The organism is Pantoea sp. Acro-807, from assembly GCF_011752675.1.
Classification (GTDB): Bacteria; Pseudomonadota; Gammaproteobacteria; order Enterobacterales; family Enterobacteriaceae; genus Pantoea; species Pantoea eucrina.
Genome location: NZ_VWXE01000003.1, coordinates 262,351 through 272,953 on the forward strand (window position 1 = coordinate 262,351; position 10,603 = coordinate 272,953).

The following is a 10,603-nucleotide window of genomic DNA, read 5'->3' on the forward strand; positions in this document are numbered from 1 at the left end:
TTACCGAAGAGAACCGGCGCCAGTGCGGCAGCGCCGGTATCAAAGGGGTTAGGGAGTTTGCACTCCGGCTGCGTCCTCAGCCCAGACGTTTTTCGATCGCGTCCATCAGCATTCCGGTAACTGAAATCGGGAACGCCGCTTCAATTTCCCGTACGCAGGTTGGGCTGGTGACATTCACTTCAGTAAGTTTATCACCGATGATATCCAGGCCAACAAAAATCAGCCCCTTCGCTTTCAGCGTGGGACCGACACGCCGTGCAATTTCCCAGTCGCTGTCAGAAAGCGGGCGCGCTTCGCCGCGACCACCGGCTGCAAGATTGCCGCGCGTTTCGCCGCCCTGTGGAATACGCGCCAGGCAGTAAGGCACCGGCTCGCCATCGACGACCAGGACGCGCTTATCGCCCTCTTTAATCGCCGGCAGATAATTTTGCGCCATGCAGAAGAACTGGCCATGGTTGGTCAGGGTTTCTGTGATCACGCCGAAGTTTGCGTCATCCTGCTTAACGCGGAAAATGGATGCGCCACCCATACCGTCAAGCGGCTTCAGAATGACATCACCATGTTCCTGCCAGAAAGCGCGCAGCTGCTCTTTATTACGCGTGACCAGCGTATCCGGCGTCAGATCTGCAAACCATGCAGTATAGAGCTTTTCGTTACAATCGCGCAGGCTCTGCGGTTTGTTCACAATCAGCGTACCCTGCTCCTCAGCCCGCTCCAGCAGATAGGTCGCGTAAATAAACTCGGTGTCAAAAGGTGGATCTTTACGCATCAGCACAACGTTGAGATCGGCCAGCGGGATAGTCTGCTCGCTGCCAAACTCATACCACTGCGAAGCATTCTGCTCCACGCTCAGCAGACGCGTACGAGCGTAGGTCACGCCGCCGCGCAGAGAGAGGTCGCCCATCTCCATGTAATGAATTTCGTAGCCACGACGCTGTGCCTCCAGCAACATGGCGAAGCTGGTGTCTTTTTTAATATTGATAGACGAAATCGGGTCCATCACAATGCCAAGCTTAATCATTATTCTCTCCTCAGAGGGGATATCAGCGACGTCCTTCCATGCGAAAGCGTCGTGCTGTGTAGTAGTCTGCGTCTCTTTTACGGCCCGAATTATCCCTTAACCGAGATCGCCAAACCTCACCTGAAGTGCCGTTATAGCGGTGAGGGCAGTGGTTTCCGTGCGCAGCACGCGCGGCCCCAGTAATATATCCGTAAAGCCCTGCTGCGCCGTCATGGCGATCTCCTCAGCAGATAATCCCCCTTCAGGGCCAATCAGCAGCCGCACCCGCTCAACCGGTTGCGGCAGGGTGTTGATGCTGTGGCTGGCGCGTGGATGAAGATTCAGCCTGATGCCCTCATCAGCTTCGGCACACCAGGCTTCCAGCGTCATCGCGTCACGAATCAGCGGTACGCGGTTGCGGCCACACTGCTCGCAGGCGGCGATAGCAATCTTCTGCCACTGCTGGATCTTCTTTGCCAGCCTTTCTGCATCCAGCTTCACGCCGCAGCGCTCAGAAAACAAGGGCGTAATCACGTTTACGCCCAGCTCTATCGATTTCTGGATGGTGAATTCCATTTTTTCACCACGCGACATCACCTGACCCAGATGTAAATGCAAGGGGGATTCCCGGTCATCAGGCTGACCGCTAAGAACCCTTACTTTTACACGCTTTTTATCCGCCTGGGTGATTTCGGCGTTAAAAGTCAGATTAGTGCCATCAAACAGTTCAAGCATCTGCCCGGCGCCCATGCGCAGCACGCGGCCAACGTGGTTAGCCGCGTCATCTTCAAGAAAGATTTCACTGTCAACAGAGAGCGGTTCGGGGTGATAAATGCGGGGTATACGCATGCGGTTCCTGCCAGCGTTATTGCCGCATCCCGTGATGCGGCGCAAAAATAATAAGCTAGTTTAGGGTAGCGCTTTTAGCGCTGGCAAGCGCGCTGTACATACGGGTTGTGATTTCCCTGCACCTGAGCAATACGGCTGTCGCGCTCGCACTCCCAGACGCTGACCGGATAGAGCTTATCCCAGGCGCTAAACAGCTGAGTCTGCTGGCGGGAGAGGCGCAGCTGATAGCGATCGCGCATGTAAAAGTAGGTGCGTGCAATGGCGCCGCGCGCGCGGGCCGGCGGTTCAGCCAGCTTCTGTTTGAAGTCCACTTTCATCGCGCACTGCCCGTAAGGCTGCTCGCCGCTGTTCCACTGGCTGTACTGGAAATTGTTTCGATCGCCGTTAACCTCGCCGATAGCGGGCTGAAGATTATGCAGATCGCTCTCTATACGGCGATAGACCGGATCTTTGGCGCAGTTTTTTCGCCCTCCCTCCTGCCAGCACTGGCGCTGATGGCCAAATTCCCACGCCGGAACCACATGTTCCCATTCAATGCGCCCGGCGCGGTTGGCATTTTTTCGTACGCTATAGCCGCAGCTTTTAAGATCGGGCACGCCTTTTTTTCCCTGCCAGCTGATCGTGCAGCCGCAGTAGAAATCGGGCGCATCCGCGTTGATTTGCGATGCAACCACTTTTGCCTGGCGAAAATTATTCTGATGAAACGAAGAGAAGCTGAGGCTGTACGCGCTAAGCGGTGCCAGCAGCAGAGGAAGAAGTAACAGCGTTTTGCGAGACATATTCCAGAAATTTACCCGATACCCAAAAAAGGGCGGCAGGGTAGCAGAATGACCGGAGCGGGGAAATGGGATTAGCGCGCTATATGCTGCTGAATTCGCCGGGCTGCAGCAGTGAACCACAGCGAACGCAGCGATATTCACTTTCTCCGCGCAGCACGCGATTATGCCGGCGCACGGTCAGCTGATGCTGCTGACAGCTGCAGCGATAGGTGAAGGTGTTGGTGCGCACCGAGTTCAGGGCAAACTGATGAGTACGGCGTGCCGGCACGCCGAGCACCGTCTCCATCATCCACTTCCACTCTTTGCCGTGCGGCGCAACGCGCCCGAAGCGCTTCCACACCAGCAGGTGCGCCAGTTCATGCGGCACCACTTCGTCGGTGAACGCCTGCAGATTCTCCTGCAGCAGCACCGGATTCAGCCGGATCTCCCACTTCTCCAGCCAGGCGGTACCTGCGGCAGTGCCGCGCTGCTGGTAGAGCAGTGCGGGTTCATCAAAGGTGCATTCAAGGCGCTGTGCGGCGAGCTGCAAAAAGTGCCGCAGCGATCGCATGACCGCCTGCTGACAGGCGACAGGTACGCGGGTCGTTTTCATGGCGGGCAGCATACCATACGCTGCGCTGGCGCGGCAGCGGGCAGTCGCGCCCATAAAAAAGGGCCGCCCGCAGGCAGCCCTTGTCACTCAGTAAAACATTACTGCTGACCGATGTCGCGCAGTTTTTTACCTGCCATCAGGTTACGCTCAATGTGCTCCAGCGAGACGTTTTTGGTCTCCGGGATCAGCACCAGCGTCAGCACAATGAAGAACAGGTTCAGGCCGGCATAGACCCAGAAGGTCGGCGCGTTGCCCAGCGTGTTCAGCATGGTCAGGAAGGTAGCGCCCACGATCATGTTGGCGATCCAGTTCGTGGTGGTCGAGACGGTAATCCCGAAATCGCGCCCTTTCAGCGGCTGAATTTCAGAGCAAAGCACCCAGATCAGCGGGCCGGCTGACATGGCAAAGCCGATGATAAACATCAGCAGCATCGCCACGGCGAAGTACTGTGCGCCCTGAGAGTGGATGCCCAGGTGCAGCATGGTGCCGAGAACGCCCATACCGGCCGCCATAACCATAAAGCCCAGCACCAGCGTCGGTTTACGGCCCCAGCGATCGACCAGACCGATAGCGATAAAGGTCGCCAGAACGTTGACCAGACCAACAATCACCGTACCCCACATCTGCTGCGTGGTGTTGGCGAAGCCGGCAATTTCAAAAATTTTCGGCGCGTAATACATAATGACGTTCATGCCGGTGAACTGCTGCATCACCTGCAGCAGCACGCCGAGGAACACCGCACGACGGAAGTTGCTGTTGCCCTGAAACAGCTGCCAGCCAGACTGTTTTACTTTCAGGCTCTCACGGATCTCATCCAGCTCACGTTTTGCCTGTTCGCTGGTGTCGCGCAGGCGATCCAGCACGCGCTGCGCATCGCGGAAGTTACCTTTCGCAGCCAGCCAGCGCGGGCTGTTTGGCAGGAAGAAGACGCCAACCAGCAGCAGAATCGCAGGGATAGTGATCACGCCCAGCATCCAGCGCCACTCTCCGGATGCGCTGAACGCGGTATCAGAGAGGTAGGCGCCCAGAATACCGATGGTGATCATCAGCTGATAGAGCGAAATCATACTGCCGCGGATTTTCTCTGGTGCAATTTCAGAGAGATAGAGCGGGGCAGTATAAGAAGCCACGCCAACTGCCAGGCCCAGTACTACGCGGGCAGCAATCAGCATCTCCGGGTTTGGCGCCATAGCTGACCACAGCGAACCGATAACAAACAGCACAGAGCCGGCCATCAGGCTCTTTTTACGACCCAGGTGTGATGACATCCAGCCGCTGCCGATTGCACCGACCGCCGCGCCAAACATCATCGAGCTGACAATCCACTCCTGCTGGTGAGCAGTAACATTGAAATCTTTAGCGATAAAGGGCAGGGCACCTGCGATGACACCGATATCCAGCCCGAACAGCAGGCCGGCTAACGCCGCCAGAAAGCAGACAAACAGGGTCATCGCCTTGTTTGAGGTTCTGCTTTTGTGAGTATTACCAGGCATAAAGCCTCCGAAAGTTATTTGTCTTGTTTTTTATTAATGCTAAGAGACCTGTACACGATAAAAAGTGAGCGCGATCACACGAATGTAACCGCTTACACACGCCGAAACCCTGTAATCCAGCATTTTTTGCCCGGAACAGTCTCTTCGCCAGTAAGGTATAGCACCCTTCAAGTTTCTGACATCGCTTTAAATATTGCCTATCAGACGACGCTGAAAATAACGCATTTTCAGAGTGATGACTACGCTGAAAAATCTCTAAATTACAGATTAAAAAAGAGTTTTAGAATGTAATCGTTAACACTTTGTTATCACAGCGGTGATAAGAGTGTAGCCAGTGAAAAATTTTATGCCCGGGAAAGCCTGAAGCCAGCTATGCCGCAGGATTTCACCCGGCAGGAAGCACGCAGGGCGATTAACGGCACGGCACCCAGGGGGCGCATTAATGCGCCCCTGGTTCAGATGATGTACGCAGCCAGGGCGGCATAAATGCCGCCCCTGTGGTTACACATGACCCACCCCTGGTCCGGATGAGTTACGAAATCAGAGCGGTGGGGTACGTTCAGGCATAAAAAAGCCCGCACAGAGCGGGCTATTAAACAGAATACTCTGCGCTTACAGGCCAGCGGCTTCGCGCAGCAGGGCGGCTTTATCCGTCTGCTCCCACGGGAAGTGTTCGCGGCCAAAGTGACCGTAGGCGGCGGTCTCTTTATAGATAGGTTTCAGCAGATCCATCATCTGAATCAGACCGTAAGGGCGCAGGTCAAAGAATTCACGAACCAGCAGCGTCAGCTGTTCGGTCGGTACTTTCTCAGTGCCAAAGGTTTCTACCATGATCGACGTTGGCTCTGCCACGCCGATAGCGTAGGAAACCTGAATCTCGCAGCGATCGGCCAGGCCGGCAGCAACAATGTTTTTTGCCACATAGCGCGCGGCGTAGGCTGCAGAGCGGTCAACTTTTGATGGATCTTTACCGGAGAAAGCACCGCCACCGTGACGAGCCATGCCGCCGTAGGTATCAACGATGATTTTACGGCCGGTCAGGCCACAGTCACCCATCGGGCCGCCAATAACAAAGCGACCGGTCGGATTGATATGGTATTTAGTGCTGGCGTTGATCCACTCAGCAGGCAGCACCGGCTTAATGATCTCTTCCATCACCGCTTCACGCAGATCGGTCTGAGAAACCTCTTCTGAATGCTGGGTTGAGAGCACGACAGCGTCGATACCAACAATCTTGCCACCATCATACTGGAAGGTGATCTGGCTTTTGGCGTCCGGGCGCAGCCAGGACAGCGTGCCATTTTTACGCACTTCAGCCTGACGCTGCACCAGACGGTGCGCATAGGTAACCGGCGCAGGCATAAGCACATCTGTTTCGTTAGTTGCGTAACCAAACATCAGACCCTGATCGCCCGCACCCTGCTCCAGCGGATCGGTACGATCTACGCCCTGATTAATATCAGGTGACTGCTTGCCAATGGCGCTCAGTACGGCGCAGGAGTTGGCATCAAAGCCCATATCAGAATGAACATAGCCGATCTCACGTACGGTATTGCGGGTGATCTCTTCAATATCGACCCAGGCGCTGGTGGTGATTTCACCGCCTACCAGTACCATACCGGTTTTGACGTAAGTTTCGCAGGCCACGCGCGCTTTCGGATCCTGTTCGAGGATGGCATCCAGCACGGCATCGGAAATTTGGTCAGCGATCTTATCAGGATGTCCTTCTGATACGGACTCAGATGTAAAAAGGTGTTTAGCCATTCTGTTCTTTACCTTAGAAATGGGTTGAATTCGACTGCATAGCGCCAGTGAAAAACCTGCTTAGCGCCCCTTCAGGCAAAGCCACGAGCAGCAGGGAGTGTCAGCACGCCAGGCTCACACCGCCTGGAACTTATTCAGTTTAGATGGAAAACCATCTGGACGGCTATTTTAGGTTACCCGATGTGCATTTTACCAGAGCTTTTTCTGATTCGGTTTGTTTCAAAAAGCGGCTTACTGGAAGCTTTTGCTGACAGCGCGCGCAGGGCGGGGACAAAGATTTTGCAATTTTACCCGGCTGGCGGTATAAAACGCCGCTATTGATGCCAGGACGCCGTCAGGCGTTGCACGATCAGATACCGTGTCTGATTTTTTTCCGCTCCGTTTCCGCATGCTGCCCGCAGGCGCTGGAGGTGAGTAAAGTAATGAACCGTTCCCATCTGCTCTCTGGTTCACAGCGCATATTTTGCGCGCTGGCCTCTCTTTCTGCTGTTCACTCTTCCTGTTCTTTCTGTCGATGTTTGCCGCCGCGCAATCATGACGACATGCATAGCCATTAAACTGCGGCTGAAATCAGACACCAGCACACGCGCGTGATTTATACCCGCAGCCGTGCCAAATCCGATTGGATTTCCACTGACTGCAGCACGATGTTTTACACTTACTGGCAGTAACACCCGGGGTAACCTGATGAGGCGGGACACGCAGCATGAATAAGTTTTTAGCCGCAAACGCACCAGCAGTACCTGATAACTCTCTACTATTTCAACAGAAAACTGAGGTTCGCGATGTCTGACGACATGAAGAATATCAAGGGTTCGTCAGCTGGCGAACAGGGTGTCCTCCGCTCAATGCAGGAGGTGGCGATAAGCGATCAGGAAGCGAGCCGTATGCTGCGCACCTATAACATCGCCTGGTGGGGCAACAACTATTACGACGTAAACGAGCTGGGCCATATCAGCGTATGTCCGGATCCCGATCGGCCTGAGGTGCGGGTTGACCTGGCGAAGCTGGTCAAAGAGCGCGAGGCTGACGGTCAGCGTCTGCCGGCGCTGTTCTGTTTTCCGCAGATCCTGCAGCATCGCCTGCGCTCCATCAACGCGGCGTTCAAGCGCGCACGCGAATCCTATGGTTATAAAGGCGACTACTTCCTGGTTTATCCGATCAAGGTTAATCAGCACAAGCGCGTCATTGAATCGCTGGTTAACTCGGGTGAACCGCTGGGCCTTGAAGCGGGCTCAAAAGCAGAGCTGATGGCGGTACTGGCGCACGCGGGCAAAACGCGCACCGTTATCGTCTGTAATGGCTATAAAGATCGTGAATATATCCGGCTGGCGCTGATCGGTGAAAAGCTCGGCCATAAAGTCTACCTGGTGCTGGAAAAAATGACCGAGGTCCGTCTGGTACTGGAAGAGGCGGAGCGTCTGAATGTGGTACCGCGTCTCGGCATCCGCGCGCGCCTGGCCTCGCAGGGCTCGGGTAAGTGGCAGTCGAGCGGTGGTGAGAAATCGAAGTTTGGCCTGGCGGCATCTCAGGTGCTGCAGCTGGTGGATATCATGCGCAAAGCTGGCCGGCTTGACAGCCTGCAGCTGCTGCACTTCCATCTCGGCTCGCAGATGGCGAATATCCGCGATATCGCGACTGGCGTACGCGAATCTGCCCGCTTCTATGTTGAGCTGGCAAAGCTTGGCGTAAATATCAAATGCTTTGACGTCGGCGGCGGCCTGGGGGTGGACTATGAAGGCACCCGCTCCCAGTCTGACTGCTCGGTAAACTATGGCCTGAATGAGTATGCCAATAATGTTATCTGGGCGATTGGCGACGCCTGCGAAGAGCATGGTCTTGAACATCCGACGGTGATCACTGAGTCAGGCCGCGCCGTAACGGCACACCATACCGTGCTGGTCTCTAACATCATCGGCGTAGAGCGTAACGAATTCAGCACGCCGGTCGCACCTGATACGGATGCACCGCGCCCGATTCAGAGCCTGTGGGATACCTGGCAGGAGATGCATGAGCCCAATGTGCGCCGTTCGCTGCGTGAATGGCTGCATGACAGCCAGATGGATCTGTTTGATATCCACACCGGTTACTCATCCGGCACCTACGATCTGGGACAGCGCGCGTGGGCGGAACAGCTCTATCTGAGCATTTGTCACTACATCCAGCAGCATCTGGATCCGAGCAATCGTGCACACCGCCCGATTATCGATGAGCTGCAGGAGCGTATGGCAGATAAAATCTACGTTAACTTCTCTCTGTTTCAGTCGATGCCGGATGCCTGGGGTATCGATCAGCTCTTCCCGGTTATGCCGCTGGAAGGTCTGAACAAGATGCCGCAGCGTCGCGCTGTGCTGCTGGATATTACCTGTGACTCCGATGGGACAATCGACCATTACGTTGACGGTGACGGGATCGCAACCACTATGCCGATGCCTGAATATGATGTGGATAATCCGCCAATGCTGGGCTTCTTTATGGTGGGTGCTTATCAGGAGATCCTCGGCAATATGCATAATCTATTTGGTGACACCGAAGCAGTAGATGTGTTTGCTTTCCAGGATGGCAGCGTGGAAGTGCAGTTATCAGATGAAGGGGATACCGTCGCTGACATGCTGGAATATGTACAGCTGAATCCGGACGATCTGATGACGCTATTCCGCGATCAGGTGAAACAACAGCAGGATATAGATGAAGAGCTGCGATCGCAGTTCCTTGCCGAGTTTGAAAGCGGCCTTTATGGTTATACCTATCTTGAAGATGAATAATCAGTAATAACGTATCGGGCCCTGCGGGGCCCTTTTTTTTGCTGTAAAATTTTTTCTGGTTTGTGACGTAATTCACTATTTCATACGAGCGCCACTTCCTCGTTTTCTTCTGCCGCTGCTGTCCGATCAATTTGGCTTAAAAATCAATATCCTCTGCCGGTATCGCTCGCTCTGGCACTGCATTTTCTTATGTATTGATAAATTTTTTTATGTTTCGCTTATCCTTAAATCATAATTTATTTATGTTTTTAATAAATAAGAGATGCTTTTAGCCGTGATGCATCTGGCGCATTTACTGGCGCCAGGTTTCCTGAAAAATAGCCGGTTATTGCTAAAGTGAAACGCTAATAACGCTGCGCCTTAACATTGATTTAACTTAAAATCAGTAATATAACGCTAAGTGAGGCGCTGATGCTCGCGCAGTGCAAGAGAACAGGCTTATTTACAGGTGCCAGTTATAGAATATTACCGGAACGGTTGTCAGAAAATGATTGGTTTTAGCTATCATTTCATGGCCATTTTTAGCTGAAAACTATTTTTCAAAATGTAAATTGCAGGCTAATCTCCAGTTGCTATAGTAATTTTTGTCGATGTTTAGATTTCAGATAACATGAATAAATCTGATATTTAGAGTCTTATCAGCAGCGTCTTCAGGAAGGGTGCCATGACCGAGCGTTTTAATCCGGTTTTCTTGCTGGAACCCGTTCACAGTCTGACCGGAGAGGTGACTTCATGGGAGCTGCTGACACGTTTTAAAGAAAAAAAAGCGACAACTACACAACGCAATCCCGACAGAGAAGAGCATTTTTTCTCTCTGCTTTCTGCCGATGAGAAATGGCAGCTATTCCTTCACCAGGTCGAAAATATTATTCAGCTTAGTCAGCAGGGGTTTAACCAGGTTATCAGCGTAAACGTAGACAGAGATATTGTTGCCGGCATATTTGCAGACGAAGTCATTCAGGAAAAACTGGCGTCTGTTGCATTATTGCGGCTGGAAATCTCTGCATTTTTCACCTCGCGTTTTAATAGTGAGGATCTGCTGACCCTTAAAGGCGTAGCGAAAATTACGCCGGCTCCTCTCTGGCTCGACAATTTTGGTCCGGGTTATTCAAGCCTGACCATGCTTGACAGCGGAATATTTGAGATCGTCAAGATTGATAAAGCGTTTTTCTGGCAATTCAGCGAAGACCGCACCTTTGACATTCTGCTTAATCACCTTAATCAATTATGCCGCGGCGTCATTGTTGAGGGGGTTGAAAATCAGCACTATGTGGATCTGCTTGCGCATAAGCCCGTTTATGGCATGCAGGGTTACCACTGGCAGAGTGTTTATCTTGATGATTTATTTGCGTAATTCAGCA

Annotated in this window: 8 protein-coding genes; 2 read left to right on the plus strand and 6 right to left on the minus strand. The window is 53.3% G+C overall.

Annotation, left to right across the window (positions count from 1 at the left end; genetic code table 11):
* Window positions 1-76: 76 nt before the first annotated feature.
* The 6 genes from gshB to metK form a co-directional block, all read right to left on the minus strand.
* Window positions 77-1,021 (minus strand): glutathione synthase, encoded by a 945-nt coding sequence (gene gshB, locus F3J39_RS10025; protein WP_039380084.1) that lies wholly within the window; start codon window positions 1,019-1,021, stop codon window positions 77-79.
* Window positions 1,022-1,117: 96 nt separating this feature from the next.
* A complete protein-coding gene (rsmE, locus tag F3J39_RS10030) occupies window positions 1,118-1,849 on the minus strand; it encodes a 16S rRNA (uracil(1498)-N(3))-methyltransferase (RefSeq protein WP_039380081.1) in 732 nt (243 codons plus the stop codon).
* 74 nt (window positions 1,850-1,923) lie between these two features.
* Complete coding sequence (gene endA, locus F3J39_RS10035; RefSeq protein ID WP_166714136.1) at window positions 1,924-2,628, minus strand: deoxyribonuclease I; 705 nt, start codon at window positions 2,626-2,628, stop codon at window positions 1,924-1,926.
* A gap of 79 nt (window positions 2,629-2,707) precedes the next feature.
* A complete protein-coding gene (locus F3J39_RS10040; protein WP_139239665.1) occupies window positions 2,708-3,220 on the minus strand; it encodes a SprT family zinc-dependent metalloprotease in 513 nt (170 codons plus the stop codon).
* 98 nt (window positions 3,221-3,318) lie between these two features.
* Complete coding sequence (locus tag F3J39_RS10045; protein ID WP_065648236.1) at window positions 3,319-4,713, minus strand: sugar porter family MFS transporter; 1,395 nt, start codon at window positions 4,711-4,713, stop codon at window positions 3,319-3,321.
* Between the two features lie 612 nt (window positions 4,714-5,325).
* Window positions 5,326-6,477: a methionine adenosyltransferase gene (gene metK, locus F3J39_RS10050; RefSeq protein WP_039380075.1), complete on the minus strand. Its 1,152-nt coding sequence runs from the start codon at window positions 6,475-6,477 to the stop codon at window positions 5,326-5,328.
* A gap of 785 nt (window positions 6,478-7,262) precedes the next feature.
* On the opposite strand from metK, the gene speA reads away from it, so the two are divergent.
* Both speA and F3J39_RS10060 read left to right on the plus strand, forming a co-directional pair.
* On the plus strand, window positions 7,263-9,242 hold the full coding sequence (gene speA, locus F3J39_RS10055) for a biosynthetic arginine decarboxylase (RefSeq protein ID WP_039380074.1): 1,980 nt from the start codon (window positions 7,263-7,265) through the stop codon (window positions 9,240-9,242).
* Window positions 9,243-9,906: 664 nt separating this feature from the next.
* Window positions 9,907-10,596 (plus strand): EAL domain-containing protein, encoded by a 690-nt coding sequence (locus F3J39_RS10060; RefSeq protein ID WP_071668583.1) that lies wholly within the window; start codon window positions 9,907-9,909, stop codon window positions 10,594-10,596.
* Window positions 10,597-10,603: the final 7 nt, after the last annotated feature.

Excerpts from the sequence above, each read along its gene's own strand:
- F3J39_RS10040 (WP_139239665.1), bottom strand. The coding sequence starts at position 3,220 with ATGAAAACGACCCGCGTACCTGTCGCCTGTCAGCAGGCGGTCATGCGA.
- gshB (WP_039380084.1), bottom strand. The coding sequence starts at position 1,021 with ATGATTAAGCTTGGCATTGTGATGGACCCGATTTCGTCTATCAATATT.
- metK (WP_039380075.1), bottom strand. The coding sequence starts at position 6,477 with ATGGCTAAACACCTTTTTACATCTGAGTCCGTATCAGAAGGACATCCT.
- F3J39_RS10045 (WP_065648236.1), bottom strand. The coding sequence starts at position 4,713 with ATGCCTGGTAATACTCACAAAAGCAGAACCTCAAACAAGGCGATGACC.
- speA (WP_039380074.1), top strand. The coding sequence starts at position 7,263 with ATGTCTGACGACATGAAGAATATCAAGGGTTCGTCAGCTGGCGAACAG.
- F3J39_RS10060 (WP_071668583.1), top strand. The coding sequence starts at position 9,907 with ATGACCGAGCGTTTTAATCCGGTTTTCTTGCTGGAACCCGTTCACAGT.
- endA (WP_166714136.1), bottom strand. The coding sequence starts at position 2,628 with ATGTCTCGCAAAACGCTGTTACTTCTTCCTCTGCTGCTGGCACCGCTT.
- rsmE (WP_039380081.1), bottom strand. The coding sequence starts at position 1,849 with ATGCGTATACCCCGCATTTATCACCCCGAACCGCTCTCTGTTGACAGT.